The following is a 25,773-nucleotide window of genomic DNA, read 5'->3' as shown; positions in this document are numbered from 1 at the left end:
GGCGCTGCCGGCTTCTTCCGGTTGCAGGGGCTGACCCTCCCGTCGGGACCTTACTGCAACTTCACCCGCGAAGGATGGCAAATCATTCGTCTATCGGCAATGTGATAGTTCCGCGGAATATGCGGATGTTATGATGGCAGGAGTAAGAATGTTGTGCATCGGAAGTGGTTGCGCCAAGATAGGCGCCGGCTGGCAGAGTGGGGCCGAAGTCATCAAATACCGCCGTCGCTATCCTATACGGTTGGCATGATGCGCCGTCCAATATGCGGTATCGGGCGGTTTGCCTGCAGGATCGAATGCCGCAATCGAGAAGATATCGGCAGGATTTGTGTCCTCACCGCGCAGCAGCAGCGCATTCGGCGCCCAATGTCGAAGCCATGCGCCCAGTGTCACGTGATCGCCAGTGATCGCAATGTCGAGTTTGGTCAGCACGATAAGATCCGCGACGGCAAGCTGCCGTCGCGCCGCTTCGAACTGAGCCAGCGTCGCTTCCGCGTTGACCGAGTCGACGCAGGTCACCACGCCATTCAGCGAGAAGAGTCGACGGAGTTCGGCATCGGCCATGAAGGCTAGAAGAAATGGCGCGGGATCCGCGATCCCCGGCGTTTCGATCACGACCCGGGAAAATGAGGGGCCCTCTCCGCGATCGGCAGCCTGCGCGAGCGCAAGAAGCCCCTTGCGGATGTCACCCGGGATCGAGCAGCAGAGACTGGACGTCGCCGAGTTCATGGGGCGCTCATTGCATCTGTGCAATTGTTGGCCGTCGAACCCCACCGTATCCACCTTATTCACGATCACAGCGGTGTCGCCGAAGCTTTCGTCGGCAATCCAGCTTTTCAGCAGCGTGGATTTGCCCGCGCCGCGAAAGCCGGTAAGGATCGTGACCGGGCGCGGGATCATGAAGGCGCCACCGAGGCTGCGGGGTGATCGTTTCCCCAAATGCGGCAGACATCCCTGCAAAGCTGTTTGCGCTCGATCCGGGTGAGGTGAAGATGCACCCTGGTCACATCTCCATCGCAGTCCCGAAGCGCGCGGCGCCAGACGCGGAGCGCCGATTGCGCCGACCAGGGCAGTGCCGCCTGAGCAAGCCAGAGCCGCAGTTCGGCAGGCAGCCGGTCATAGGCTGCCATCGAGTCACTGGCCCGCCGGCGGCGTCGGAGGGTGCTTCTGGTATTGGGGCTTGTGCGAGGTGCTGCCAATTGTCCCGCTTCGCAACCTTGCCGGTAGGCAGAAGGCGGCTTTCGCCGGATTGCGGATGCGCGCTTTGTCCTGACCGTCGGCGGCATCAGGCGGCCTGCGGCGCGTTTCGCCAGCCGGGAAATGGATCCGGCAGATCAGTCCATTGATGCGGTGCGAATTCGCTCTCGTCTCCGATCAGGGATGAATCCAGCGCGGCAGTAATGGCGGTCTGGTCCATCCCGGAGCCGATGAAGACCAGTTCCTGACGTCGATCGCCGAAAGGCTCAAGCCAGTTCCGCTTCAGATATTCGATCGCCTGCGGATGATCAGGCCAACGGTCTCTCGCCACCGTTGCCCACCACATGCCCATCGGCCTGATGCTGCTGAGCGCGCCGGCAAGCGAGAATTCCGCCAGCCAGTCGGGCCGCGTGGCAATCCAGAAATGCCCTTTGGCGCGAAGCACGCCGGGCAGGGGGCCGTTCAGCACATCGTGGATTTTCTGGGGGTGGAATGGACGGCGCGCCCGGTAGACGAAGGATGAAACGCCATATTCCTCGGTCTCGGGGACATGATCCGAAAACCCGTAAAGCTCCTTCGCCCACATCGGATGCAGATGGGCCTTGTCGAAATCGAAAAGTCCGGTATCGAAGATACGATCCTGCGGGACATGCCCGTAATCGGTCTCGATAATCCGGGCGTCGGGATTGAGCGATGTGACGATCTTGCGCGCCGCATCGAGTTTCTGGACACCGGCATCGCTGATCTTGTTGAGCACCACCACATCGGCGAATTCGATCTGATCGACCAGCAAATGCACCAGTGTCCGGTCGTCTTCCTCTCCCAGGCTTTCGCCCCGGTCGCGGATGAAGTCGTGACTGGAATAGTCCCGTAGCAGGTTAACCGTATCCACGACGGTGACCATCGTGTCGAGCCGGGCGACATCCGACAGGCTCTTGCCGTTTTCGTCGCGGAACTCGAAAGTCGCGGCAACGGGCAGGGGTTCTGCGATGCCCGTTCCCTCTATCAGCAGATAGTCGAAGCGCTTCTCGCCGGCGAGCCGCCGGACCTCTTGCAGCAGATCGTCGCGAAGCGTGCAGCAGATGCAGCCATTCGACATCTCGACCAGTTTTTCTTCGGTATGGCTGAGATCGGCACTGCCCCCGCGCACGAGATCGGCATCGATATTCACCTCGGACATGTCATTGACGATGACGGCGACACGCCGACCCTCGCGATTGTTCAGCACATCGTTCAGGAGGGTGGTTTTCCCGGCGCCAAGAAAGCCCGACAAGACTGTAACAGGCAGGCGTGTATCCGTGTTTTGCATATTTCTCTCCTTGAAATGTTATATCATAACATATTAAGAGAGATCCACGGACGCCGCAAGCCGGTTTCCCATATCCTGGGTCAATCCGAGGATGTCGCCGGGAAACATTGTCGTGAAGGACATCCGCGCGAACAGCCCGCGGCATCGAATGGTTTCACGCCGTGGGCATTCGCTTCGGCATTGTCATGAAGGCACAATCGTGTCCGCAAGCTTGGCTTGAACAGCGGGCATCTGCCGATTGCCCCCGAAAGCTGAATGCCGTTCGGTCAAGGAAGCGGCGTAAATACTATCCGGAGCACTTCGCGGAAAAATGGGAACAAGCACGCGTGATTTGCGGGTTTTGATCGCCGCCCTTGCAAGCATGGGCATCCATACCTACGTCCTTGCCGTAACCCGCCGGCAGCGACAACAGAACAACGGGCATGCTGACGATGCGATTCCTGCTGATATTTCATTCCGAGCTGGCCGATCAATGGCGCTGCTTCGATACTGCACATCTTCCCGCGTTTCGTTCGGGGCGAGTAGAGGATCTGCCCTCGGCCCTGCGGGCTGCGCCGGCGCAGGTCATGCGCTGGATGCTTGGGCGCTACGAAATCTCGGGTGATCTTATACCTGTGCCGGAACGCCCGAACCATGAGGCGGGGCGGGATGGTGTGATCTCGGTTTACGCTCTCGATCCCAAGCAAGCCGTCATCGGTCTTGAAAACGAATATCTTGGCGCCTGGCTTGAGATGTTCCTGCATGAGAACCGGCCGCTTGGTTATATCACCGCCCAGAAAGAACGGGTCTTGCCGACTGCGGACGTGATGACCCCGCTGGAAGAGCGCGCGGCGCGGCCTTTGCATAGCGATGACGCGGCTTGCCGCCAGACAGTGGACAGGATCACCGAACACCAGCATTCGCTGGACGAGTTGCGCAATCTCGAAGGACCAAACCATCTGAGGGAGAGGGCCTGACTACAGCCGTGGTGCCCAGAGCCTTCGGGATCTCCTCAATCGGCGTTGATTTCATAGAGCCGTGGTTTCAACGGAATGCAAAAGCCATCTGCATGAGTTCCGGATCGGTGACCCGATCCGGAATAACCTTGCTGATTTCTTGCCGCAGCATACCGTCCATTCCAGCGACAATCCTGCCTGTCGATCAGACATCGTCACGCGATAAGAATTTCTTCTTAGGAATCAAGGCGCATGCGGCTCATTTCCTTGGCGAGCATATCGCACATCAGCCGCTTTGCGGTATCAATGGCGCTTGTAGCCGAGACAAAAATCCCGACCCGGATATTGGCGAGCATCTCCTGTATCAGCGGAACGAATTCCAGATCGCCGCGCTCCACCTCGTCATAGAAACCGATTTTTGTGTAAAGCCCGATACCGCGGTTGGCGAGGATCATTTCTTTCGAGAGAAACAGGGTATTCGTGAAAATATGAGTGGATAACGGAGTGACCAGGGTTGCGATCGCCTGATCGATGATCGATTTGCCGCCCCGGGCGTCGATGGTGCGCACCAGCCGGTAATGCGAAATATCCTCGACCGTGACACTGGCGCGCCCGGCAAGGGGATGATCAGGTCGTACCAGCACACCGAAAGGCGCCGATTTTTCCGACAACAGCCTGATATCGGGATGTTGGGAAAAGGTGAAGGCAATGCCGATCTCGGCCGTGCCTTCGGCCACTTGCTGAACCACGTCTTCCGGTTGGGCCGTTGTGACAGAAATAGAAATATCCGGGTAGATTTTGCCGAATTCGATCATCGCGCGGGGCAGGCAGCCGACCGCGATGGAATCGATGGTGTGGATGTTGATATGGCCGGTACGCAAGTCCCGCATATCATCGATCAGGATTTTCATACGTTCGTAATCGTGCAGCACCTTGCGGCAATGCTCGAGCAGAATCGTCCCTACCGAAGTCAGCTCTACGCCCTCGGGCGTGCGATCGAACAGCGATACGCCCAGCCTGTCCTCGACGCTGAGGATCTTGCGATTGACCGAGGTCGACGACACGTTCAGCAGAAGCGCCGCCTTGCGGATCGATTTTTGCCTGGCAACTTCGTCAAAATATTTCAGGAAGATGGAATGCATCGCAACCTCCGGGTGGGTGGTGCAAAAATCGCACCACTGTTGGCTGATCTTTCTTCTACCTGCATCACCATCCCGGCGATAGAGTGGAATAACATAAGGCCGAACCAAGGGCCGCTTCCCATCCCCAGCAGGAGAAATGCAAATGACGAGATACATGTTGGACGGGCTGTCCCGCCGCAATCTGTTGCGAAACATGGGGGTTGCCGCAGGCGCAGCCTTTACCGGTTCCGTTGTCGGAATCGACCGCGTATGGGGCGCCGATACCTTCGCTGTAACGCTGCAGCTGGGCTGGCTGGCCGGTAATGGAATTCTGGGTGAGCTTGCGGCTGACGAACAAGGGTTCTTTGCCGAAGAAGGTCTGACGCTAGAGGTCGTGCCGGGCGGGCCGAATATCGACGGCGTTGCCTCGGTCGCGTCGGGGCGGGCGAATCTGGGCTCGATCAGCTCCAGCCCGTCCCTGATGCTTGCGCGCTCGCAGGGATTGCCGGTCAAATGCATCGCTGCGGGTTATCAGCAGCACCCATTCACCTATTTCTCGCTGGAAAAGAACCCGGTCCGCGAACCGAAGGATCTTGTCGGCAAGACCGTGGCGACCAACGGCACCGCGCGTATCCTGCTTCAGGCGCTGCTGGCGGCGAATGACATCTCTGAAGATCAGGTCGAAGTTCTGGTGATGGGCGCGGACATGTCACCGCTTCTGACCGGGCAGGCCGATGTGGTTACCGGCTGGAAGACGAATATCAACGCCCTGTCGGTGCTGGGCGAGGATCGGGTGGATATGACCCTGTGGGATGCCGGGATCCAGCTTTATGCCAATCCCTATTACGTGACGGACAGCTCGCTTGCGCAGCATCCCGATCAGGTGAGCGGCATGCTGCGCGCCATCGCCCGTGGCTGGGGTTGGGTTCATGACAATCCGGAGGCGGCGGTGGATATTCTTGTCGGGCGCTATCCCAATCTCGACCGCGAAAGCGAGTTGGCGGCGGTCGATTCGGTAATCGATTTCAGCTTCGGCGAGGCGACGGTTAGCGGCGGATGGGGAACCATGACCCGCGAAAACTGGCAGGCGCAGATCGATATCTATGATCGCCTTGGTCAGTTCGAGAACGGCGCTCCGGCGGTGGACGACGTCATGACCCTATCGGTGCTGGAGGATATTTCCTCGGCGCGGCCAACCTACGGGTGAAAGAAATGATGGAAACGAAAGAGTCACTGACCGGGGCCGCCGTGGCCATCCCTTATGGCAGGTCTGCCGCGACTTTGAAGGCTGCGTCGGTCTGTTTCGGCAGTTTCACCGCCATCGACAAGCTGGATCTCGAGATCGAGGCAGGTTCTTTCTACACGATCCTCGGCCCGTCCGGTTGCGGCAAATCCACGATGCTGCGGCTGGTATCTGATCTGATTCCCGCGGCACGAGGCGAGGTGTCGATCTTCGGCAAGACAACGGAAGAAGCGCGGTTGGCCCGTAAATTCGCCTTTGTTTTTCAGGATGCGGCATTGCTGCCGTGGCGCTCGGCGTTGAAAAATGTGGAACTGCCGCTGGAAATCGGCCGCAAGCGCAATATCGATATCCCGACGGGTCCCCGCAACCCGCGCGAGTTGTTGGAGCTTGTGGGCCTCAAAGGTCGAGAGAATGCATTGCCGCACGAACTTTCGGGCGGAATGCGGCAGCGCGTCGCCATTGCGCGGGCGCTGGTCTGCCAGCCGAAATTGCTGCTGATGGATGAGCCCTTTGGCGCTCTGGATGAGATGACCCGGGACCGGCTGAATCTTCAGTTGCTGGATATCTGGCGCGAGACGGGCACTACGATCCTGTTCGTCACCCATTCGATTTCAGAGGCGGTGTTCCTTGGCCAGAAGGTGGTGATGCTAAGGGCGAATCCGGGCAGGCTGCGCGAGATCGTCGATATAGACCTGCCCGAACCACGCGAAACCAAACTGCGCGATACCCCGGAATTCACCCGTTACTGCGGATATCTGCGCGATTTGCTGGAGACCTGCTGATGGCTGTTGTCGAAACCGTATCCGTTCCTGATCCCGTTGCCGATGCCCACGCGGCGGCGCGACGGGAAAGAACCATGACCGCCGCCGTGCCCATCGCAACTGCCGCCGCGCTGATCCTGCTGTGGGAGGTCGGTGTGAGGGGGTTCGGTGTCCCGACCTATATCGCCCCGGCACCCTCGGCGGTGGCAGCGACCTTTGTGGACAAGTTTCCGGTCCTGATGCAGAATTTCTGGCCGACTTTCGTGGAAAGCGTGGCCGGTTTCGCTGTCGGAAATCTGGCCGCGATTCTGATCGCCGTCACCTTCGTGCATTCGCGGCATATGGAACGCGCCTTTTTTCCCATCGCGGTTTTCGTCAATACGATCCCGATTCTGGCCATCGCGCCTGTGCTTGTGCTGATCCTCGGGCCGGGCATCACCGCGAAAGTCGTGATCGCTGCGTTGATCTGTTTCTTCCCGACGCTGGTCAACATGGTGCGCGGCCTGCAATCGGTCAGTCCGCAAACGCTTGAACTGGCGCGGATCCTCTCGGCCTCGAAATCCGAGATTTTCTGGAAGATGCGCCTGCCTTCCTCGCTTCCATTCCTGTTTTCGGCGTTGAAAATTTCGGCGACGACCTCGGTCATCGGCGCGATCGTCGGCGAATGGGTGGGCGCGGATCTGGGCTTGGGAGCGTTGATCATCGACGCGACCTTCAATTTCAACTCGCCGCTGCTTTACGCGACCGTGTTCATGTCGTCCGGCCTGTCGGTGCTGATGTTCGCGCTGGTGACATTGGCCGAACGCCGGATCGTCCGCTGGTAGCCTAAGAGATTCATTTCAGGAAAACGGCGCCCGGATGTGAAGCCGCCGCGGCGCGACAGGAGGAGTTTGTCCAAATGACTGACCGTATCAAGGATTTCGTCATGTCCGGCGCAAGCCAGGTGCCCGTTATATCCGACACCGATGTCGTGGTGATCGGAGCGGGGCCGGCGGGACTGTCCGCCGCTGTTTCGGCCGCCCGCAATGGTGCGCGGGTCACGCTGGTAGAGCGCTATCACCATCTTGGCGGCATGGCCTCCGGTGGGATGGTGCTGGTGCTGGATGACATGGTGAACGACGGCAACGAAATCGTCACCACCGGCATCGTCAGCGAATTTGTCGACCGGATGCAACGGCAGGACGCGGTAGTGTTTCCGCCGCCAGAAGATTGCCTGACCAATTGGGAGATGTGGCAGAAGTGGTCCCGCTGGGGCTGCATCGATTTTCACAAGCAGGGCATGCCGCAACCGATCATCCATGCCGTGGCCTTCGATCCCGACGCATGGAAACGCGTCAGCCTGGATCTGGTTCGGGAGGCAGGGGTCGAACTGCGCACACATAGCTGGTTCTCGGAAGCGCTGGTCGAGGACAGCCGGGTGACCGGTGTCATCGTCCAGACCAAGCTGGGCAGGCAGGCGATCCGGGCGAAAATGCTGGTGGATGCCTCGGGCGATCTGGATGTGGCGGCATCCGCCGGGGCATCCTTCACGACCGGGCAGTTCATCGTCACCACGGTTTTCCGCCTGATGGATGTCGACACCGCGAAGGCCGAGGCATTCGAATACGGGCAGCCCGAGGAATACAAGAAGCTTGACCGGCAGGCGCGGCGGATCATCGGCGGGGCCTGGGGGATGTGGTGGCTGAAGACGCCGCTGCCCGGTGTGGTCTGGTGCAACTGTCCGCATATGCCCGGTTACGACGGTCTTTCGCCCGAACATATGGTCGAGGCCGAGTATGAAGGCCGCCGCCGGATGATGGCGCTGCTGGATTTCGCACGCGAGAATCTGCCCGGCTTCGAGAACGCCAGAATGCTGGGCGCGGCCGAGCAGATGGGCATCCGGCAAACGCGGTTGTTGCAGGGCGAATATATCGTCACCAAGGACGATGTGAAAAAGCGCCGCCACTTCGCTGACAGCGTTTGTCGCGGTCGCGATTATTACACGCCATATCGCGCGTTGCTTCCCAAGGGCATCGACAATCTGATCGTCGCGGGCCGGCATTATTCCGTGGAAAGCGAGGCGCAGAAGCAGTCCCGGGAAATTCCGCCCTGCATGGCTCAGGGCGAGGCGGCAGGCATCGCCGTGGCCAAGGCGATCGAGGCGGGATGCGCGTTGCGCGATGTCGATGTGACCGCAATCCAGAAACAGATGCGCGCGCAGGGTGCCGATCCGGGTGACGTGCCCTCGGCCAATGCGCTGATTGACGAACGAGTGGACGCGTGAAGGAGGATAAGATGACAGAGCAGAAACTTCCGCTTGAGGGCATCCGTGTCCTTGATTTCACCCAGGTGATGATGGGGCCTTGCGCAACCCAGATGCTTGCCGATTTCGGGGCCGACGTTATCAAGATCGAACGGCCCGGCGCGGGCGATCTGTCGCGCAACTTTTTCGGCGACGCGTCGGAAGAGGCGATGAACAACGCCGTCTTTGCCTCACTCAACCGCAACAAGCGCTCGGTCGAGATCGACACCAAATCCGAGGAAGGCCGGCAGATGGTTTACGATCTCGTGGCCGGGTCCGATGTCGTGGTGGACAATTTCCGTGCCGGGGTCATGAAGCGGCTGGGCTTCGACTACGATACCCTTAGCAAGATCAACCCGGCGATCATCTGCGCGTCGGGGACCGGTTTTGGCGAGGTCGGGCCCTATGCGCATAAAGGCGGGCAGGACGTGCTGGCTCAGGCGATGACCGGCGTCATGGAAAAGACCCAGGATCCGGCAGTGCCGAAATCGATCTATCCCACAACGCTTTGCGACTACACGGCGGGCATGCATCTGGTTCAGGGTATTCTTGCGGCGCTTCTGGCGCGGGAGAAATCCGGGCTTGGTCAGAAGGTCGGCGTGTCGCTTTACGACTCGATGCTAGCCATGCAGATGCAGGAAGCGGCGCAATGGTCGAAACATGGCGACGTGCTGAACTGGGCCGCCATGCCGCTGACCGGTGTTTTTGACACCTCCGACGGCGCGGTCGTGGTCGTGGGCGCCTTCAAGCAGAATCCCTTGCGCGATATCTGCACGGCGCTTGGAATCGAGGATCTGTCCCCGGAATATCCCGATCTGGCAACGCAGCGTGCCCATAAGCCCTATCTGCAGGGGCGTTTTCGAGATGCTTTCGCCACCAACAGCACCGAATACTGGATGGCGCGGCTGGAAGCGCAGGATCTGCTTAGCGCCCCGGTCCGGTCGCTTGGCGAGGCGCTGGACGATCCGCAGACGCAGGCGAACGGAATGCTTGTCGATATCGAGCATCCGATCCTTGGACAGATCACGCTTGTCGGCTCTCCGGTGCATCTGAGCGATGCGCCGGTCGTCATCCGCCACACACCGCCGCGGCTTGGCGAGCATACGGATGAGGTCATCCGCGAATTCGGCCTGCGCGCCGTGGCAAGGAAGGAAGCGGTATGACTGTTCTTTTCGAGATTACCGATCATGTCGCCCGCGTGACGATAGATCGACCCGAGCGCATGAACGCGGTGGACGCTGCGACCGAGGCCGAGTTGGAGCGGATCTGGAGCGAGATCGAAGCGCGGAATGATATCCGTTGCGTGGTGCTGACGGGCGCGGGTAACCGGGCCTTCAGTGCAGGCGCGGATCTGAAAGCCGATGGCGGGTCCAGCGGCCTTGATTATTGGGCGGCGGCCAATCCCAATGGTTTCGGCGGTATCGCATTGCGTCAGACGCTGACCGTCCCGGTGATCGCCCGGGTGAACGGGCTGGCCTTGGGCGGCGGATTCGAGATGGTCCTGGGCGCCGATATCGTCATCGCCTCGCAGAGCACGAAATTCGGGCTGCCCGAGGCCAGGGTCGGACGACTGCCGCTGGATGGCGGCATGGTCGCATTGCAGCGGCTGATCCCGCGCAATATTGCCGCGGGTCTCATGATGACCGGCAGGATGCTGGACGCTGCAGAGGCCGAACGCTACGGGCTGGTCAATGCGGTGGTTCCGCCAGAGGATCTGAATGCCGAGATCGATGGTTGGGTGGCTGACATTCTGTCCTGTGCGCCGCTTTCGGTCGCCGCGGTCAAGGACACGATCCGGGCCACGGCTCATCTCAGTCCTGTCGAAGCGCGCGATCTGCGCCGTCCTGCCCTGATTGCAGCCCTGAAATCCGAGGATTCCGACGAGGGTGTCCGCGCATTTCGTGAAAAACGTGCGCCGGTCTGGCGCGGCAGGTAAGCCGGGAAAGAGGCTATGGCGCTTGTGATCCAAAGTCAGTGCATCGACATCAAGGATGGCATCTGCACCACCTCCTGCCCGGTCGATTGCATCTATGAAGGGGAGCGGATGTTCTACATCCATCCCACGGAATGCATCGAATGCGGCATGTGCGAAAGCATCTGTCCGGTCGATGCGATCCGCTATGACGACGAGCTGGATGCCGAGAATGCCGTTTTCGCCAGGATCAACCGGGAGGTCTTCCTGAACGCGGAAGGCGAGCTCGACGAGCCGGGCGGCTGGTTTCGCGGAACAAGTCCACGCGCCGATCATCCGGAGCTGGCGGGTTATGCCCGCAGGAAACCGGTATCGCATGAAGCCTGAGGAGGGCGGGTTACAATAACCAGAGCCTGTCGCGCTGAATCGGAAACGCCGGTGACTTGCGTCCCGCGATGATCGGGGGCGCTGCCCCCGGACCCCCGAGGTATTTGGACAAAGAAGAAGGGGAGGAAGAAGCGAATCCGAACAGGCGCGACAGGCTCTAAGCCATCGCTCATTCTGCGTTCCGATCCAGCCCCATGATCAGCGGACCTTGCGCGGTCCCTGTTTCGTCTGGTGCCGTGAGGATGATCGGATCATTTTTCCCTGGCCAGCACAGCTGTCAAATCCGGCGGACAGAAATCCGGTCCTTTCAGGACCTTGCCATCCTCGCGCAGGACCGGGCGGCCATCGGCGCCAAGTTTCGACATATTGGAGGCATGCACTTCCGCCATTGCCGCCGCCTTCAGCGGGTGCAGGCCGAATTCGAGGAAGGTGCCGTCGAGAACATATTGGATGTCGCAAAGCGCGTCGAGCACCTCGACCATGTCGCCTGCCTCCACGGCCTGCCGCAGTTCGGCCACTTCCTCTTCGAGGATGGCGAGCCGCATCGGAGCGCGGGCTTCAGGGATCGATGGGGTTTCCACAACCGGCACGTCGAAAGCTTCGTGCCATTCCCTCACGATCGAAAGCGTGTCTCTTTCAGCCTTGTCAGCCATCAGAAATTCCAGTCCTCATCCTCGGTCGCCATTGTCTTGCCGATCACGTAAGATGATCCGGAGCCCGAGAAGAAATCGTGGTTTTCGTCCGCATTGGGGCTGAGCGCGGCCATGATCGCCGGGTTCACGCGGCAAAGCTCATCGGGGAAGAGCGACTCGAAACCCAGATTTTGCAGTGCCTTGTTGGCATTATAGTGCAGGAAGGCCTTCACGTCCTCGGTCAGGCCAAGCGGGTCATAAAGCGTTTCGGTATAGCGGCACTCGATCTCGTAGAGATCGAAGATCAGTGCGAAAGCGAAATCCTTGATGCTCTGCCGTTCGGACTCGGCCAGCCGCTCCAATCCGCGCTGGAACTTGTAGCCGATATAATAGCCATGCACCGCCTCGTCGCGGATGATGAGCCGGATGAGGTCGGCGGTGTTGGTCAGCCGTGCCCGGCTTGACCAGTGCATCGGCAGATAGAAGCCGGAATAGAACAGGAAGCTTTCGAGGAAGACGCTCGCCACCTTCCTGCGCAGCGGATTCGCCGTCGCGTCATATTCCTTCAGGATAAGCCGCGACTTTTCCTGAAGCTGTACATTCTCCTCGGACCAGCGGAACGCTTCGTCTACCTCGGCGGTCGAGCACAGGGTCGAGAAGATCGAGGAATAGGATCGCGCGTGGACGGCTTCCATGAAGGCAATATTGGTCAGCACCGCTTCTTCATGCGGGGTGATGGCGTCGGGCATGAGCGAGGGCGCACCTACGGAATTCTGGATCGTGTCCAGAAGGGTCAGCCCGGTGAAGACGCGGATGGTCAGCCGCTGCTCGTCCTCGGTCAGTTGCGACCAGCTTTGAATGTCGTTCGACAGCGGAACTTTCTCGGGCAGCCAGAAATTCACCGTCAGCCGGTTCCAGATTTCCAGATCCTTGTCGTCCTGCAACCGGTTCCAGTTGATCGCAGGCGGGACGGGGCGGGTAGGGGGCAGGTCTTTCATGGGGTTTCTCACAGCGAACAGGACACGCAGCCCTGCACCTCGGTCCCTTCCAGGGCCATTTGGCGCAGGCGGATATAGTAGATGGTCTTGACGCCCTTCTTCCAGGCATGGATCTGGGCACGATTGATGTCGCGCGTCGTGGCCGTGTCCTTGAAGAACAATGTCAGCGACAGACCCTGATCGACATGCTGGGTTGCCGCAGCATAGGTATCGATGATCGCCTCGGCACCGATTTCATAGGCATCGCGGTAATATTCGAGATTGTCATTGGTCATGTAGGGGGCCGGATAGTAGACGCGGCCGATCTTGCCTTCCTTGCGGATTTCGATCTTCGACGTGATCGGATGGATCGAAGAGGTGGCGTTATTGATATAAGAGATCGAGCCGGTCGGCGGCACCGCCTGAAGGTTGCGGTTGTAAAGCCCGTGCTTCATCACCGATTCTTTCAGCGCACCCCATTCTTCGCGGCTGGGCGCGGCAGTGGCAAAGCGCTCGAACAGGGTTTTCACCGTATCGGTTTCGGGCTGCCAGTCCTGTTCGACATATTTGTCGAAGAAGGAGCCATCGGCATATTTCGACGCTTCGAAGCCCGCAAAACTTTTGCCCCGCTCTTTTGCCAGTGCGTTCGAGGCGCGCAGGCAGTGAAAGAGAATTGTGGCGAAATAGACATTGGTGAAGTCGATTCCCTCGGGCGAGCCGTAATGGATATGCTCGCGGGCAAGGAAACCATGCAGGTTCATCTGGCCAAGCCCGATGGCATGGCTTTCGTCATTTCCGCGGCGGATTGAAGGCACCGAGTCGATGGCAGACATCTCGCTTACCGCGTTAAGCGCGCGCACCGCAGTTTCCACCGTCTCGCCCAGATCGCCGCCATCCATCGCACGCGCGATATTGAGCGAGCCGAGATTGCAGGAAATATCGGTTCCCAGATGCTTGTAGCTGAGATCGTCGTTAAATACCGACGCCTCGTTCACCTGCAGGATTTCGGAACAGAGGTTCGACATGGTGATCCTGCCCGCCACCGGGTTGGCCTTGTTCACCGTGTCTTCGAACATGATGTAGGGATAGCCGGATTCGAACTGGATTTCGGCGAGTGTCTGGAAGAACTGCCGCGCGTTGATCTTTTTCTTGCGGATCTTTGCGTTGGTCACCATCTCGCGGTATTTTTCGGTGACGGAAATTTCCGAGAAGGGCACGCCATAGACCTTTTCCACGTCATAGGGCGAGAAAAGATACATATCCTCGTTCTTCTTCGCGAGTTCAAAGGTGATATCGGGGATCACCACGCCCAGAGAAAGCGTCTTGATCCGGATCTTCTCATCGGCATTCTCGCGCTTGGTATCGAGAAAGCGCAGGATGTCCGGATGATGCGCGTTCAGATAGACCGCTCCCGCTCCCTGTCGCGCGCCAAGCTGATTGGCATAGCTGAAGGAATCCTCAAGCAGCTTCATCACCGGGATGACCCCGGAGGACTGGTTCTCGATACCCTTGATCGCTGCGCCATGCTCGCGGATATTGGTGAGCATCAGCGCGACGCCGCCCCCTCGCTTTGAGAGTTGGAGCGACGAGTTGATCGCCCGCCCGATGCTTTCCATATTATCCTCGATCCGAAGCAGGAAGCAGGATATCAGCTCTCCCCGCTGCGCCTTGCCGGCATTGAGGAAAGTCGGCGTAGCGGGTTGAAAGCGGCCATTCAGCACTTCCTGCATCAGCCGCATGGCCAGTGCCTCGTCGCCACGCGCAAGGGTCAGGGCAACCATCACCACGCGATCCTCGAACCGTTCAAGATAGCGTTTCCCGTCACGGGTCTTCAGCGTGTAGCTGGTGTAATATTTGAACGCCCCCAGAAAGGTCGGGAAACGGAACTTCAGCTTGAAGGCGGCATCCCAGATCCGCGCGATGAAGGCGTTCTCATATTGCGCCAGCACCTGTGCCTCGTAATAGCCTTCATCGACCAGATAACGCAGCTTCTCTTCCAGCGAGTGAAAGAACACGGTGTTCTGGTTCACATGCTGAAGGAAATATTGCCGCGCGGCCATGCGGTCGGCGTCGAAGCGGATGCGGCCCTTTTCGTCATAAAGGTTCAGCATCGCGTTCAGTGCATGATAGTCGAACCCCTGCCATTCGGCGGGCACCGCCTTGGCGGGCGCGGCATCGTTCAGATCGCGGTCGAGAAGTGCGTTTTCCAAAACCTGTCCAGTCCTTCGCTGACCCGGGCGATATCGGTCTCTGTTCCGGCCAGTTCGAACCGGTAGAGAACGGGGACACAGCATTTCTGCGCCACCACATCGCCCGCCAGGGCAAATGTCGCCCCGAAATTGCGGTTGCCCGAGGCGATGACGCCGCGGAGATGATGCCTTGTGTCCGGATCGTTCAGGAACCGGATCACCTGCCTGTGGACCGCCCCCCGGCCCAGCCCGTCGGAATAGGTGGGCGTGATCAGGACGAAGGGCGCGCGCGGAGCGGGCATCGGCTCTTCCGGCGGGATCGGGATGCGGCTCGCCGTCTGTCCCAGACGGGCGACGAAGCGCGCTGTGTTTCCCGACCGCGAAGAGAAGTAGACGATCCCGCCCATCGGACTATCAGCTGAGCGCGCTGATCTTGTCGGGGCGGAATCCGGCCCAGTGGTCGTCGGCGGTCATCACGACAGGCGCCTGCCGATAACCAAGTTCGGTGACCCGGGCCATCGCCTCGTCATCCTCGGTCAGATCAATCAGATCGAATGCAATGCCCCTGGCCGAAAGCGCGCGAGTCGTGGCGGTGCATTGTACACAGGCGGGTTTGGAATAAACGGTAATGCTCATCTGCTGTCCCTTTTTTCTGCCTTGTTATGATCGAGAGGCATAAGGGACGCGAACACATGCGGCGGACCGCATTGCACAACGTCTCCGGGCCCTCCGACCGGTTCGTTACTGTCGTCCTGGCAGGTCTCCTGACTTGCGGTTCAGTCGCTTCGACCCTCCTTCCCGGCGATCTTTGCCAGTGGAATAATGGGCCTGGGCTTACCGCTCACAGTTGCGGGGGCAGCGCCGGTTTCTCACCGGCTTCCCTTTTCACCCGAGATGAGTCGCGGGCACCAAGACATACCCTATGTAGACACTCGCAATGCTTTACTGTCAATATGCAGTATCATCTTAATTATTTTCGAGTGGCGGTCCTGAGGAAGTCCACTTGCTGTGAGAGCGAACAGACATGGGTTATGCGTAAGGATATCTTACATGAATAATTAAAATTACTCGTTTTTTGTTAGCTCATCTGCCGCTTACATCTGTAACAAGGAAAGCCAACAGGTGTGCTGTGAGCGACAGGTCAAAATTGCTGGAGGTATCCGTCTGGCGCGGGACGGGTGATGAGGGCGCCTATGAGACATTTCAGGTGCCGGCGCGGGATAACCAGACGGTCCTGGATGTGGTCAGCTGGATCCAGCAATCCGCCGATCCGTCGCTGACCTATCGCTATGCCTGCCGGGTGGGCATGTGCGGGTCATGTGCGATGATGGTGAACGGGGTGCCGCGCTGGACCTGCCGCACTCATGTCAAGCGGGTGCTGCGCGATGGCGCCTTGCAGGTCGGGCCGCTGCGCAATCTGCCAGTGATCAAGGATCTGGCCGCCGACATGGATCCTTTTTTCGACAAATGGATCAGGGCGGGTGGCGTGCATCGCCCCTCGCGCAGCCGGAACGATCCGATCCAGCAGGTGCCCCCTGACGATCCGGGCCGTGTCGAGGCGAACAAGGGGATCGAGTGCATCAACTGTTCGGTCTGCTATGCCGCCTGCGATACGGTTGCGGGCAATCCCGATTATCTGGGTCCGGCGGCGCTGCAACGGGCATGGACGCTGTATAATGACGCGAAGGTCGAGGACCGGCAGGCGGTTCTGGACAGCGTATCGGGCGCGGGCGGGTGCCATAACTGTCATTCGCAGGGCAGCTGCACGCGCTTCTGCCCCAATGAACTGGATCCACTAAGCGCGATTGCCGGGCTGAAACGCGCCAGCGCACGGTCATTCTTCAGGCGCGGAGAATAAGGCAATGCTGAATATCAGACTGTATATGGCGCAACGGCTGAGCGCGATGGTCATGGCGCCTCTGGTGCTGGGACATATCGCGGTGATGATCTATGCCGTGCAGGGCGGGCTTTCGACCGCCGAAATTCTCGGGCGCACGCAGGGCAGCGTCTGGTGGTTCCTGTTCTACGGCAGTTTCGTCCTTGCGGTTTCGGTCCATGCGGCGATCGGGCTGCGGGTGATCCTGCATGAGATGACCGGGCTGCGCGGGCGGTGGTTGGAGGTCTTTACCTGCGGCATCGGGGTGTTGCTGCTGATCATGGGGGCGCGTGCCGTTCTGGCCGTGACATTCGCATGATGCTGAAAGCGCACAGGAATCATCCGCTTTGGCTTGCATATATGCTGCATCGGCTGTCGGGACTGGCGCTGGCGCTGTTCCTGCCGGTGCATTTCCATGTGCTGTCATTGGCGCTCACGCGGCCCGAAAGCCTTGACCGCTTTCTTGGCCTTGCCGATAATCCGGGGGTGAAACTGGCCGAGTTCGGGCTGGTCTTCCTGCTGGCGGTACATTTCTTCGGCGGGCTGCGCCTTCTGGCGCTGGAGTTCCTGCCGTGGTCGGCGCGGCAGAAAACGCTGGCGGCGGCCTCGATTGCCGGGGCGTTCCTGATCTCGGGCGCATTCCTTTTGCAGGCGGTGTGAATATGACGTCAATACGCGATATCGAACGCGAAGACACCGATATCCTGATCCTTGGATCAGGCGGGGCGGGGCTGTTCGCCGCGCTACACGCCCAGCAGTCCGCGCCCGAGGGCACCCGGATCACGCTGGCCGTCAAGGGGCTGATCGGCAAATGCGGCTGCACGCGGATGGTGCAGGGGGGCTATAACGTTGCGCTTGGCGGCGGTGACACGGTCGAGCGGCATTTCATGGATACCATACAGGGCGGCAAATGGCTGCCCAATCAGGACATGGCGTGGCGGTTATGCGAACAGGCCGTCATCCGTATCCGCGAACTGGAAAATGAGATTGGCTGTTTCTTCGACCGCAATCCCGACGGGTCGCTGCATCAAAAGGCTTTTGCCGGTCAGACCGCTGACCGCACTGTTCACAAGGGTGATCTGACCGGTATCGAGATCATCAGCCGGTTGATGGAGCATGTTCTGGCCCGCCCAATCCGCAAGCTGCAAGAGCATCGCGCCATCGGGCTGATTCCGACGCGCGATGGCTCTGCTTTGGCCGGGGTGTTGTTCATCGACATGCGCACGGGCCGGTTCCGCCTTGTGCGGGCCAAATGCGTGATGATGGGCACGGGCGGCGGGCCGACCATGTATAAATATCACACGCCATCGGGCGACAAGACGATGGACGGTCTGGCGATGGCGCTGCGCATCGGGCTTCCCCTGCGCGATATGGAGATGGTGCAGTTCCACCCGACCGGCCTGTTGGCGGGCGATGACACCCGCATGACCGGGACCGTGCTGGAAGAGGGTCTGCGCGGCGCGGGCGGGCAATTGCTGAACGCGCGGGGCGACCGCTTCATGTTCGATTATGACCAGCAGGGAGAACGGGCGACGCGGGATGTGGTCAGCCGCGGCATCTATGCCGAGATGCGCAAGAACAACGATCCCGAGCAGGTCGGCATGTTCATCTCAATGAGTCATCTGGGCCCCGAGAATGTGCGCCGCAAATTCGCCGGGATGGTGAAACGCTGCGCCGATTCCGGTTTCGATCTGGCGGGCGGCAAGGTCGAGGTGGTGCCTACCGCGCATTATTTCATGGGCGGCGTTGTCGTCGATCCCGACACGCGCACCGCGATCGAGGGGCTGTATGTTGCCGGCGAGGATGCGGGCGGCGCGCATGGCTCGAACCGGCTGGGCGGCAATGGCGTGGCGAATTCGACCGTTTATGGCGGGGTCGCGGGGGATGTCATGGGCATGGATATGCGCCGCATGGGAGCGTTGCGCGATCCCGACGAACAGGTGCTGGCCGCCGAGATCGAGCGCGCCTGCCATCCGCTTCGGCGCAAGCCGGGCCATATCCAGAACCTGCGCCACAAGCTGCAAGAGGCGATGTGGGAAGATGTGGGCGTCATGCGCACCGGCCCCGGCCTGCAACGCGGACAGCGGCGAGTGGCGGAAATTCGGGCGGAACTGATGGAAACCGGGGTGGATCCGTCTAATCTCGCCTTCAACCTGACATGGCATGACTGGCTGAACATGGCGTCCCTGACCGAGATTTCCGCCGTCATCGCGCGTGCGGGTGAATTGCGCGAGAATTCTCGCGGGGCGCATTACCGCGAGGATTTCCCCGAGCCGGGCGAGATGGAGGCATCCTATTTCACCGTGGCCCGCCAGAAGGGCAATGAACTGGAGCTGGAACGCGAGGATGTGCGCTTCACCATCGTCCGGCCCGGCGAAACCATCCTGCCCGAAGGCGAGCCGGAAACGCTGGTCGCCGCGCAATAGCCGACCGAGGAGGAAGCGAACATGATTCCGATCAATGTTATAGAAGCCACCGCCGGAACCCTGATGGCCAAGGCCGCCATCGAGATCCCCGAGGATTATCTGAATGGGCTGAAGGCTGCCGCAAAGACCGAGGACGGCGATCTGAGTTCCTTCGTGTTGCAGGCGATGCTGGAAAACTACGAGGCGGCGAAGCAGGACCGGCGCGCGATGTGCGGCGATACGGGAACTCCGCGCTGGTATGTGAAGATGGGCAACGATACCCGGATCGAGGGCGGCCCGATCGCACTGGAGGCGACTTTGCGCCGCGCGACCGCCGATGCCACACGCTCCGTGCCGTTGCGGCCGAACCGGGTGCATCCGCTGTGGCGAACCGACCATGACAACAATGTCGGTATCGGTGCGCCCGAGATCGAATATGGCTATGAGCCGGGCGGCGAATGGATCGACCTGATCACCGTTCACAAGGGCGGGCTGTTCGGGACCGATTACCGGATGCTGTTCCCTTCGGATGGGATCGAGGGGATCAAGCGTTTTTATCTGGACAGTCTGGTGGCCTTTGGCAAGCGGGGCCTGGCCTGCCAGCCTGCAATCATCGGCATCGGTTTGGGCGGCTGCAAGGACAGCTGCATGGTGCTGGGCAAACGTGCCGCCTGTCTGCGCACCGTGGGCGACCGCAACAGCGATCCCCGCATCGCCGCGCTGGAGGAGGAACTGAAAGAGCTTGGCAATTCCATCGGCATGGGCGCGATGGGTTTCGTCGGCAAGAACATGGTGATCGATGCTCATATCGAGGTCGGCTATTGTCACACCGGGGGCATGCAGATGTCGGTTCACGCATTCTGCCTGTCCTCGCGCCGGGCTGTGGCGCGGATCTTTCCCGATGGACGGGTCGAGCATCGCACCGATCCCGACTGGTTCACCCCCTATCAGCGGCGCGAGGGCGTCGACTGGGATATGGCGCTGGAGGCTGCCGGATGAAACTGCGTGAAGTGATCCTGTCCACCACCCCCACGCATGAAGATATCGCCGCGTTGCGGCTGGGCGATGTCGTTTATCTTCAGGGGCTGATGTATACGGCGCGTGAGGGCGTTTATATGAGGGCGTTGGAAGGGCGGGCCAATATTCCGATGGAATTGCCTTCGCAAAGCGCGGCGAATTTCCATTGCTCGCCCGCGGCCTCGATCCGCGAGGACGGCACATTCGACATGGGCGCGGTGACCGCGACCGCCAGTTTCCGTTTTGCCAAATGGCTGCCCGAATGGATGGCCAGAACCGGCGCACGGCTGATCGTCGGCAAGGGCGGCATGTCCTCGAAGGATTACAAGGAATATTTCGTTCCGAATGGCGCGATCTATCTGTCCACCGTCGGCTATGGCACCGGCGCGTTGCTGGGGCGCGGGGTCGAGAATGTCGAGGCCGTCCATTGGCACGAGGAACTGGGGCTGGCTCAGGCGATGTGGGTGCTGAAATGCAACCGCATGGGGCCGTTCCTCGTCGCTTCGGATCTGGAGGGGAACTGCCTCTTCGAACGCGAGAACGCCAAGATCGCGGAGAATCTGGAACGGGTTTACGAGGGCACGAGACCGGCCACGCTGAAGCGCTTTGGCGAGACGGATGATCGCCGCGACGAGTTGATCGGTTGATCCCCGAGCCGTCAGAACAACTCGCGCAGCGCCAGCAGCAGGCCCGAGGCGAACATCAGCCCGATCAGCAGCCGCCGGAAGGCCAGATCGTCCAGCCGGTGAAACAGGGTGATGCCCAGTTGTGCGCCGATCATGGTGGCAGGCAGCGCCAGCCCGATCAGCAGCAGCGTTTCGCGGGTATATTGCCCTTGCCATGCCAGAAACAGCATCGTCAGCGCCAGAACTGAAACATTATAAGGTTGCAGCACGGCGCGGGTGTCGCCTTTGGTCCAGGGCCGCATGGCGCACCACATCGTCGGCAACGCACCTGACAGCGAGGCTGCCCCGCCAAGGATGCCGCCCAGAAAGCCGATAGTGGAATCCGCGACCGGCGTCGGGCGGTCAAATCGGGGCAGAGACCGGCGCAATGTGAAGAACCCACCATAGACGATCATGAAAGCGGCGATGGTCATCTTCAGCGTGAAGGTGCCGATCACCGACAGTAATGTGACCCCCAGCGGAATGCCGAAGATAGCAGGCAGCAGAAACCGGGCCAGCCTGCGCGGGTTGTCACGGATATTGCCGCGCACGATCCAGACCCCCTGCAAACCGCTGGCCACCGACATCACCACAGCGATCGCGACGGCCTGCGGTGGCGGCATGATCTGCAACCAGATGCCAAGCGCCAGCAGCGCCGTGCCGAATCCCGCAAGCCCGTTGATGAAGCCTCCGGCAAGGGCGCCCGCCATCAGGGCGGCTATGAATCCTGTCGTCACGTCACGATGCTCCGGTAATCGTATCGGGAGAGAATTTGCCGATCACGACCGCGCGCTGCATGGCGCCGACCAGTTCTTCGATGGCGCGGCTTTTGCTTGTGTCGCGGATATGGATCAGGCCCAGCTCGCGTGTCGGCGGATCCTTGGCGGCCAGCGAGAAATGGCGCAGCGGCAGCGGGTTCAGCACCTGCACGCAGGGACGTGGAATGATCGATACGCCCAGATCCGCCATCACAAGGCTGGATATCGCATCCAGTCCGACCATCTCCATGCTGTCATGGACATGGATGTCATGAGCCTGCATCCAGCCCTCGATGATGGTGCCGACGACGGCATCGCGCGAAAAGCGGATGAAGGGATGAGTGCGCAGGATCTCGGCCGGGTCGTCGCTGTCGACGCGCTGCGATGTGATCAGCACCAGTTCCTCGCTGGCGATCTGATGCCAGACCAGATCGCGGGGCAGGATCGGCGGTTTCGACACCAGTGCCGCATCAAGGCTGTTCCGCTCGACCTGATGGATCAGATAGGTGGTGAGACCCGGAAACAGCGCTACATGCAGATCGCGATAACGCGCCTGAAGGATGGATGTCGCCAGCGGCACCAGCCCGGTCAGCGCCGTGGGCGCAGATCCCAGCGAGAAGCGGCCGCTAAGCCCGTCATTACCGATCACCGAGGGCAGGATGTCGTCATAGGCGCGCACCACTTCGCGCGCCTTGGCGACGATGTCGCGGCCGACCGGGGTCAGTTCGGGGGTCCGGGTCGAGCGATTGAAGATCGCCACCTGCCATTCCTCCTCCAGCGCACGCATCTGCTGGCTGACAGCGGCATGGGTGACGAACACCGCATCTGCCGCCGCACTGAACGTGCCGCGATCCGCGATGGCGATCAGTGTCCTGAGCATTCTGATGGACATGGGATCCGTCTTTCCTGAGCAGCTACGGGCCGGATGCCCGCGCAGGCTCATCCTTTACCGTCGCATCCCGAAAGAGTCATTTACACGAGCTTTACGCAGGTTACGGGATTGTTCAGTTTTGCTTAAATGTGCCTCCGCCGGCCGAACCGGCGGGGCAGGGCATGCCGCTGTCTGCCCTTAGCTGCCATCCGTGTCGTGGACGGTCTCGAAGAAGATATCGCGCCAGTCCTCGGTCGAGACCGTGATCAGCCCTGAACGCGACATGTATTCGACATAGGGCAGGATGCCCTCGGGCGTGGTCGTCCAGTTTACCCGCTCATCCGTGATCAGCTCGACGATTTCTTCGTGGGTGAGGTTGGTTGCCTCGGCTTCGGCCCAGATCCGTGCGGCCTCCTCGGGGTTTTCCTTGATGAAGGCGATGCTTTCCTCAAGCGCGCCCATCAGCGCGGCGGTCACCTGCGGGTTGTTCTCGATAAAGTCGTTCTTGGCCCAGATCAGGTTGAAGGTGTGCGGGCCGCCCAGCACCTCGAAGCTGTCCAGAACCTTATGCGCGCCTTCATCCTTCAGTTCCTGCTGCTGGAAGGGCGGGGCGCCGAAATGGGCGTTGATCTCGGACTGACCGCCCATCATGGCAAGCTGCGCATCGGGATGACCCATCGAGACGGTAAAGGCGTCCAGCGCGCCATGCTGACCCTCGCCCAGCAACTTCTCGGCCCCCATTTGCAGCGTGATCGCCTGAATCGAGGTCTTGACCGCCGGCAGCGCGATCTTGTGAGAGCTGTTGAAATCGGCCAGCGACTGCACCTCGGGATCGGTCGTCACCAGATAGAGCGGCATCGATTCGAGTGCGGCAATCCCCTTGATCTGCATGTTGTTCTGGGTGCGCGCCCAGATCGTCAGCAGGGGTCCGACACCACCCGACGCGATGTCGAGATTATCCGACAGCAGCGCCTCGTTCATGCCCGAGCCACCGGTAAAGCGCAGCCATTCGGTGCTTAGCTCAAGCCCGGCCTCCTGCGCGTGCTTTTCCAGCAGGCCCTGTTCCTCGATCAGGGTCAGCGGCAGATAGCCGATGCCGAATTGCTTGGCGAGACGCACGGTCGTTACCTCGGCCAGAGCAGGCACGGCGGTCATGACCAGACCCAGAGTCAGCGCGGTTAGTTTGAAATGTTTCATTTTTTCCTCCCTGATGCCGGCCATGTGCCGACTTGTGATGGCGGACCCCCGGCGTTGTTGCGGGGGTCGGCTGTCTTGTCAGTGCTGCACGCCCCAGCGCTCGATCGTGAGCCGCTCGATAGTGCGGAAGATCAGGTTCTCGACGACAAGGCCAATGATGATGACGGTCAGCAACCCGGCAAAGACCTTGGGGATGTCCAGCATGTTCTTGTTCTCGAAGATCAGCCATCCAAGCCCACCCGAACCCGAACTGACGCCGAAGACCAGTTCCGCCGCGATCAGCGTGCGCCATGCGAAGGCCCAACCGATCTTGAGACCGGTCAGGATGCTTGGAAAGGCGGCGGGGATCAGGATTTTGGCGATGAAGCGGGGGCCCCGCAGGCCATAGTTGCGCCCCACCATTTTCATCGTCTGGCTGACATTGAGAAAGCCCGAATGGGTATTCAGCGCGATGGCCCATGTCACCGAGTGGACAAGCACGAAGATCAGGCTGGCATTGCCCAGCCCGAACCAGATCAGCGCCAGCGGCAACAGTGCGATGGCCGGCAACGGGTTGAACATCGAGGTCATGGTTTCCAGAAAATCGGTGCCGATCCGCGAGGCCATGGCCAGCGCCGTCAACGTTGCCGCCAATGCGATGCCAAGACCGTAACCCATCAACAGCACTTTGCCCGAGGACCACGCGGCGGCGGGCAACGAACCATCCATCACCGCCCGGAAAAACGCCGCTATCGTCGCCGAGAAGGTGGGAAACAGCAGATCGTTGTTCAGTGAACGGCCATAGATTTCCCAGATCACGGCAAGCACGATCAGGATCAACAGTTTGCGCAGCCATGCTTCGCGATAGAGGATTTCGAACAGGGACAGGCGCTGTTCGACGACGCTCAGATCGTCACCGTCGATCTCGTCGTGAAAGATTTCGGGACGGGGCTCGTCCGGTTCGGGGCGGATAGAGCGCAATTGTGCAACCGCTTCAGACATGCTCGGCCTCCTCGGGTTCGTGGGCGAACAGCATTTGATGGATATACTGTTCCAGTTCCGTGGCACGGGCCGGGTCGGTAGTGCTGTTCAGCTCAGCCTTGACCCGGCCGGGATGGGGCGACAGCAGCAGGATGCGGTTGCCGATCTTGATTGCCTCGGCGATGGAATGGGTGACGAAAAGAACGGTGAAGCGGGTTTCGTCCCACAGTTTCAGCAATTCGTCCTGCATCCTGCGCCGGGTCAGCGCGTCCAGGGCGGCAAAGGGCTCATCCATCAGCAGGATATCCGGTTCCATCGCCATGCCGCGAGCGATGGCGACACGCTGTTTCATCCCGCCCGACAGCATATGCGGATGGCTGTCGGCGAAGCTTTCCAGACCGACCTTGACGACATATTCCATCGCCTTTTCTTCGGCTTCGCGCTTGTTCATCCGCCCCGATGCCTGCAGCGCGAAGGTCACGTTCTGCTTGACGGTCTTCCATGGCAGAAGTTGGTCGAATTCCTGAAAGACCATCATCCGGTCAGGTCCGGGCTGGGTGATCTTGCGCCCTTTCAGGCGCATTTCGCCTTCGGTCGGGGTGATATAGCCGCCCACCGCCTTTTGCAGCGTGGACTTGCCGCAGCCTGACGGGCCAAGCAAGATGAAACGATCGCCCTGCATGACGTCGAAGCTGACCCTATAGGTCGCCGTGATCAGATGATGGGGCGTCTTGTATTGCAAGGTGACACCCTGCACGGTCAGCAATGGATCCTTGTGTTGCATGTCTCCTCCCTGGACTGGTCTGGCTTGAACCACGTCTCCCAACGCGGCCCGTCGATGCTGGCGGTGTTCCCCGACTGTGGCAGGGAAGTCAGAAGGTGAAAGCCGGCGGATTTGGGCGAAACCGAAAAAATCCCTCCCTGAATTCAGGTCTTGCCCGAACAGACTGCATCGTGCCCTGTGCTGAACCTTGTTCCGGCAGAATCAATGTATTTGAAATCTCCGCTGCCAAAAACGGATTAATTCTTATATGAACTGTAAGATTTTTTTACATTACCTGTCAAAAGACACAGATCCGG

At 60.2% G+C, this 25,773-nt stretch carries 28 protein-coding genes and 1 riboswitch; of the genes, 14 read left to right on the top strand and 14 right to left on the bottom strand.

The features are described 5' to 3' along the window. Positions 1-228 precede the first annotated feature (228 nt). From D3P04_RS13815 to zigA, 3 genes are all read right to left on the bottom strand, one after another. Positions 229-900 (bottom strand): CobW family GTP-binding protein, encoded by a 672-nt coding sequence (locus tag D3P04_RS13815; protein ID WP_119749863.1) that lies wholly within the window; start codon positions 898-900, stop codon positions 229-231. Further along, on the bottom strand, positions 897-1,199 hold the full coding sequence (locus D3P04_RS23715) for a DUF6525 family protein (protein WP_119750154.1): 303 nt from the start codon (positions 1,197-1,199) through the stop codon (positions 897-899). Before D3P04_RS23715 ends, D3P04_RS13815 begins: the two co-directional genes overlap by 4 nt. Before the next feature lie 86 nt (positions 1,200-1,285). Further along, the gene (zigA, locus tag D3P04_RS13805; RefSeq protein ID WP_119749861.1) at positions 1,286-2,506 is read right to left on the bottom strand and encodes a zinc metallochaperone GTPase ZigA; all 1,221 of its coding nucleotides are present in this window, start codon (positions 2,504-2,506) and stop codon (positions 1,286-1,288) included. Between the two features lie 422 nt (positions 2,507-2,928). Between zigA and D3P04_RS13795 the strand changes: the two genes are divergently transcribed. Further along, the gene (locus D3P04_RS13795) at positions 2,929-3,462 is read left to right on the top strand and encodes a hypothetical protein (RefSeq protein ID WP_119749857.1); all 534 of its coding nucleotides are present in this window, start codon (positions 2,929-2,931) and stop codon (positions 3,460-3,462) included. A 215-nt stretch (positions 3,463-3,677) separates the two neighbouring features. Here D3P04_RS13795 and D3P04_RS13790 read toward each other — a convergent pair whose 3' ends face one another. Further along, positions 3,678-4,583, bottom strand: coding sequence for a LysR family transcriptional regulator (locus D3P04_RS13790; RefSeq protein ID WP_119749855.1), 906 nt, complete (start codon positions 4,581-4,583; stop codon positions 3,678-3,680). A 142-nt stretch (positions 4,584-4,725) separates the two neighbouring features. On the opposite strand from D3P04_RS13790, the gene D3P04_RS13785 reads away from it, so the two are divergent. From D3P04_RS13785 to D3P04_RS13755, 7 genes are all read left to right on the top strand, one after another. Next, positions 4,726-5,769: an ABC transporter substrate-binding protein gene (locus D3P04_RS13785; protein ID WP_119749853.1), complete on the top strand. Its 1,044-nt coding sequence runs from the start codon at positions 4,726-4,728 to the stop codon at positions 5,767-5,769. A gap of 5 nt (positions 5,770-5,774) precedes the next feature. Continuing rightward, positions 5,775-6,587, top strand: coding sequence for an ABC transporter ATP-binding protein (locus tag D3P04_RS13780; protein WP_119750152.1), 813 nt, complete (start codon positions 5,775-5,777; stop codon positions 6,585-6,587). After that, the gene (locus D3P04_RS13775) at positions 6,587-7,390 is read left to right on the top strand and encodes an ABC transporter permease (protein ID WP_119749851.1); all 804 of its coding nucleotides are present in this window, start codon (positions 6,587-6,589) and stop codon (positions 7,388-7,390) included. The genes D3P04_RS13780 and D3P04_RS13775 overlap by 1 nt, the downstream gene beginning before the upstream one ends. 74 nt (positions 7,391-7,464) lie before the next feature. Then, complete coding sequence (locus tag D3P04_RS13770; RefSeq protein WP_119749849.1) at positions 7,465-8,829, top strand: FAD-dependent oxidoreductase; 1,365 nt, start codon at positions 7,465-7,467, stop codon at positions 8,827-8,829. Positions 8,830-8,840: 11 nt separating this feature from the next. Further along, positions 8,841-10,010 carry a CaiB/BaiF CoA transferase family protein gene (locus D3P04_RS13765; RefSeq protein ID WP_119749847.1) on the top strand — a complete coding sequence of 390 codons (1,170 nt, stop codon included), beginning with the start codon at positions 8,841-8,843 and terminating at the stop codon, positions 10,008-10,010. Further along, positions 10,007-10,783 (top strand): enoyl-CoA hydratase-related protein, encoded by a 777-nt coding sequence (locus D3P04_RS13760; protein ID WP_119749845.1) that lies wholly within the window; start codon positions 10,007-10,009, stop codon positions 10,781-10,783. Before D3P04_RS13765 ends, D3P04_RS13760 begins: the two co-directional genes overlap by 4 nt. A gap of 15 nt (positions 10,784-10,798) precedes the next feature. Continuing rightward, positions 10,799-11,146 (top strand): 4Fe-4S dicluster domain-containing protein, encoded by a 348-nt coding sequence (locus tag D3P04_RS13755; protein WP_119749843.1) that lies wholly within the window; start codon positions 10,799-10,801, stop codon positions 11,144-11,146. A 251-nt stretch (positions 11,147-11,397) separates the two neighbouring features. Here D3P04_RS13755 and D3P04_RS13750 read toward each other — a convergent pair whose 3' ends face one another. From D3P04_RS13750 to nrdH, 5 genes are all read right to left on the bottom strand, one after another. Beyond that, positions 11,398-11,799 (bottom strand): pyrophosphohydrolase domain-containing protein, encoded by a 402-nt coding sequence (locus D3P04_RS13750; protein WP_119749841.1) that lies wholly within the window; start codon positions 11,797-11,799, stop codon positions 11,398-11,400. Beyond that, entirely contained in the window at positions 11,799-12,776 is a 978-nt protein-coding gene (gene nrdF, locus D3P04_RS13745) for a class 1b ribonucleoside-diphosphate reductase subunit beta (RefSeq protein WP_119749839.1), read from the bottom strand. The genes D3P04_RS13750 and nrdF overlap by 1 nt, the downstream gene beginning before the upstream one ends. Before the next feature lie 8 nt (positions 12,777-12,784). Then, on the bottom strand, positions 12,785-14,866 hold the full coding sequence (nrdE, locus tag D3P04_RS13740) for a class 1b ribonucleoside-diphosphate reductase subunit alpha (protein WP_232845015.1): 2,082 nt from the start codon (positions 14,864-14,866) through the stop codon (positions 12,785-12,787). 68 nt (positions 14,867-14,934) lie between these two features. Then, entirely contained in the window at positions 14,935-15,351 is a 417-nt protein-coding gene (gene nrdI, locus D3P04_RS13735; protein WP_119749835.1) for a class Ib ribonucleoside-diphosphate reductase assembly flavoprotein NrdI, read from the bottom strand. 7 nt (positions 15,352-15,358) lie between these two features. Beyond that, the gene (nrdH, locus tag D3P04_RS13730) at positions 15,359-15,580 is read right to left on the bottom strand and encodes a glutaredoxin-like protein NrdH (protein WP_119749833.1); all 222 of its coding nucleotides are present in this window, start codon (positions 15,578-15,580) and stop codon (positions 15,359-15,361) included. A 101-nt stretch (positions 15,581-15,681) separates the two neighbouring features. Then, positions 15,682-15,872, bottom strand: a riboswitch (cobalamin riboswitch). Positions 15,873-16,073: 201 nt separating this feature from the next. Here nrdH and D3P04_RS13725 point away from each other — a divergent pair. Genes D3P04_RS13725 through D3P04_RS13700 form a run of 6 tightly spaced genes read left to right on the top strand, consistent with a single transcriptional unit; the run spans position 16,074 to position 20,889 of the window. After that, entirely contained in the window at positions 16,074-16,802 is a 729-nt protein-coding gene (locus D3P04_RS13725) for a succinate dehydrogenase/fumarate reductase iron-sulfur subunit (RefSeq protein ID WP_119749831.1), read from the top strand. A gap of 4 nt (positions 16,803-16,806) precedes the next feature. Next, the gene (locus D3P04_RS13720; protein WP_119749829.1) at positions 16,807-17,139 is read left to right on the top strand and encodes a succinate dehydrogenase; all 333 of its coding nucleotides are present in this window, start codon (positions 16,807-16,809) and stop codon (positions 17,137-17,139) included. Beyond that, positions 17,136-17,480, top strand: coding sequence for a succinate dehydrogenase, cytochrome b556 subunit (sdhC, locus tag D3P04_RS13715; RefSeq protein WP_119749827.1), 345 nt, complete (start codon positions 17,136-17,138; stop codon positions 17,478-17,480). Before D3P04_RS13720 ends, sdhC begins: the two co-directional genes overlap by 4 nt. A 2-nt stretch (positions 17,481-17,482) precedes the next feature. Beyond that, positions 17,483-19,246 (top strand): L-aspartate oxidase, encoded by a 1,764-nt coding sequence (locus D3P04_RS13710; protein ID WP_119749825.1) that lies wholly within the window; start codon positions 17,483-17,485, stop codon positions 19,244-19,246. 21 nt (positions 19,247-19,267) lie between these two features. After that, positions 19,268-20,224, top strand: a complete 957-nt coding sequence (locus D3P04_RS13705; protein WP_119749823.1) for a fumarate hydratase — start codon at positions 19,268-19,270, stop codon at positions 20,222-20,224. Then, positions 20,221-20,889 (top strand): fumarate hydratase C-terminal domain-containing protein, encoded by a 669-nt coding sequence (locus tag D3P04_RS13700; RefSeq protein WP_119749821.1) that lies wholly within the window; start codon positions 20,221-20,223, stop codon positions 20,887-20,889. Before D3P04_RS13705 ends, D3P04_RS13700 begins: the two co-directional genes overlap by 4 nt. Positions 20,890-20,900: 11 nt before the next feature. Here the strand turns inward: D3P04_RS13700 and D3P04_RS13695 are convergent, their stop codons facing one another. From D3P04_RS13695 to D3P04_RS13675, 5 genes are all read right to left on the bottom strand, one after another. Next, complete coding sequence (locus tag D3P04_RS13695; RefSeq protein ID WP_408634378.1) at positions 20,901-21,644, bottom strand: sulfite exporter TauE/SafE family protein; 744 nt, start codon at positions 21,642-21,644, stop codon at positions 20,901-20,903. Position 21,645: 1 nt separating this feature from the next. Then, the gene (locus D3P04_RS13690) at positions 21,646-22,557 is read right to left on the bottom strand and encodes a LysR family transcriptional regulator (RefSeq protein ID WP_119749817.1); all 912 of its coding nucleotides are present in this window, start codon (positions 22,555-22,557) and stop codon (positions 21,646-21,648) included. A gap of 177 nt (positions 22,558-22,734) precedes the next feature. Beyond that, a complete protein-coding gene (locus D3P04_RS13685; protein ID WP_119750151.1) occupies positions 22,735-23,733 on the bottom strand; it encodes an ABC transporter substrate-binding protein in 999 nt (332 codons plus the stop codon). A 78-nt stretch (positions 23,734-23,811) separates the two neighbouring features. Beyond that, complete coding sequence (locus D3P04_RS13680) at positions 23,812-24,714, bottom strand: ABC transporter permease (RefSeq protein ID WP_119749815.1); 903 nt, start codon at positions 24,712-24,714, stop codon at positions 23,812-23,814. After that, positions 24,707-25,477 (bottom strand): ABC transporter ATP-binding protein, encoded by a 771-nt coding sequence (locus D3P04_RS13675; protein ID WP_119749813.1) that lies wholly within the window; start codon positions 25,475-25,477, stop codon positions 24,707-24,709. Before D3P04_RS13675 ends, D3P04_RS13680 begins: the two co-directional genes overlap by 8 nt. Positions 25,478-25,773 lie beyond the last annotated feature (296 nt).

The sequence above is a fragment of the Paracoccus onubensis genome (genome assembly GCF_003591515.1).
Taxonomy (GTDB): domain Bacteria; phylum Pseudomonadota; class Alphaproteobacteria; order Rhodobacterales; family Rhodobacteraceae; genus Paracoccus; species Paracoccus onubensis.
The sequence above is the reverse complement of the archived record's forward strand: the minus strand, read 5'-3'. Positions and strand labels throughout refer to the sequence as shown.

Coding starts and splice junctions, on each gene's coding strand:
- D3P04_RS13750 (WP_119749841.1), bottom strand. CDS start 11,799: ATGGCTGACAAGGCTGAAAGAGACACGCTTTCGATCGTGAGGGAATGG.
- D3P04_RS13705 (WP_119749823.1), top strand. CDS start 19,268: ATGATTCCGATCAATGTTATAGAAGCCACCGCCGGAACCCTGATGGCC.
- D3P04_RS13700 (WP_119749821.1), top strand. CDS start 20,221: ATGAAACTGCGTGAAGTGATCCTGTCCACCACCCCCACGCATGAAGAT.
- D3P04_RS13780 (WP_119750152.1), top strand. CDS start 5,775: ATGATGGAAACGAAAGAGTCACTGACCGGGGCCGCCGTGGCCATCCCT.
- nrdF (WP_119749839.1), bottom strand. CDS start 12,776: ATGAAAGACCTGCCCCCTACCCGCCCCGTCCCGCCTGCGATCAACTGG.
- D3P04_RS13785 (WP_119749853.1), top strand. CDS start 4,726: ATGACGAGATACATGTTGGACGGGCTGTCCCGCCGCAATCTGTTGCGA.
- D3P04_RS13720 (WP_119749829.1), top strand. CDS start 16,807: ATGCTGAATATCAGACTGTATATGGCGCAACGGCTGAGCGCGATGGTC.
- nrdE (WP_232845015.1), bottom strand. CDS start 14,866: ATGCTGAACCTTTATGACGAAAAGGGCCGCATCCGCTTCGACGCCGAC.
- D3P04_RS13760 (WP_119749845.1), top strand. CDS start 10,007: ATGACTGTTCTTTTCGAGATTACCGATCATGTCGCCCGCGTGACGATA.
- D3P04_RS13770 (WP_119749849.1), top strand. CDS start 7,465: ATGACTGACCGTATCAAGGATTTCGTCATGTCCGGCGCAAGCCAGGTG.
- D3P04_RS13755 (WP_119749843.1), top strand. CDS start 10,799: ATGGCGCTTGTGATCCAAAGTCAGTGCATCGACATCAAGGATGGCATC.
- D3P04_RS13690 (WP_119749817.1), bottom strand. CDS start 22,557: ATGTCCATCAGAATGCTCAGGACACTGATCGCCATCGCGGATCGCGGC.
- D3P04_RS13775 (WP_119749851.1), top strand. CDS start 6,587: ATGGCTGTTGTCGAAACCGTATCCGTTCCTGATCCCGTTGCCGATGCC.
- D3P04_RS13765 (WP_119749847.1), top strand. CDS start 8,841: ATGACAGAGCAGAAACTTCCGCTTGAGGGCATCCGTGTCCTTGATTTC.
- D3P04_RS13685 (WP_119750151.1), bottom strand. CDS start 23,733: ATGAAACATTTCAAACTAACCGCGCTGACTCTGGGTCTGGTCATGACC.
- nrdH (WP_119749833.1), bottom strand. CDS start 15,580: ATGAGCATTACCGTTTATTCCAAACCCGCCTGTGTACAATGCACCGCC.
- sdhC (WP_119749827.1), top strand. CDS start 17,136: ATGATGCTGAAAGCGCACAGGAATCATCCGCTTTGGCTTGCATATATG.
- D3P04_RS13790 (WP_119749855.1), bottom strand. CDS start 4,583: ATGCATTCCATCTTCCTGAAATATTTTGACGAAGTTGCCAGGCAAAAA.
- D3P04_RS13795 (WP_119749857.1), top strand. CDS start 2,929: ATGCTGACGATGCGATTCCTGCTGATATTTCATTCCGAGCTGGCCGAT.
- D3P04_RS13710 (WP_119749825.1), top strand. CDS start 17,483: ATGACGTCAATACGCGATATCGAACGCGAAGACACCGATATCCTGATC.
- D3P04_RS13815 (WP_119749863.1), bottom strand. CDS start 900: ATGATCCCGCGCCCGGTCACGATCCTTACCGGCTTTCGCGGCGCGGGC.
- zigA (WP_119749861.1), bottom strand. CDS start 2,506: ATGCAAAACACGGATACACGCCTGCCTGTTACAGTCTTGTCGGGCTTT.
- nrdI (WP_119749835.1), bottom strand. CDS start 15,351: ATGGGCGGGATCGTCTACTTCTCTTCGCGGTCGGGAAACACAGCGCGC.
- D3P04_RS13680 (WP_119749815.1), bottom strand. CDS start 24,714: ATGTCTGAAGCGGTTGCACAATTGCGCTCTATCCGCCCCGAACCGGAC.
- D3P04_RS13675 (WP_119749813.1), bottom strand. CDS start 25,477: ATGCAACACAAGGATCCATTGCTGACCGTGCAGGGTGTCACCTTGCAA.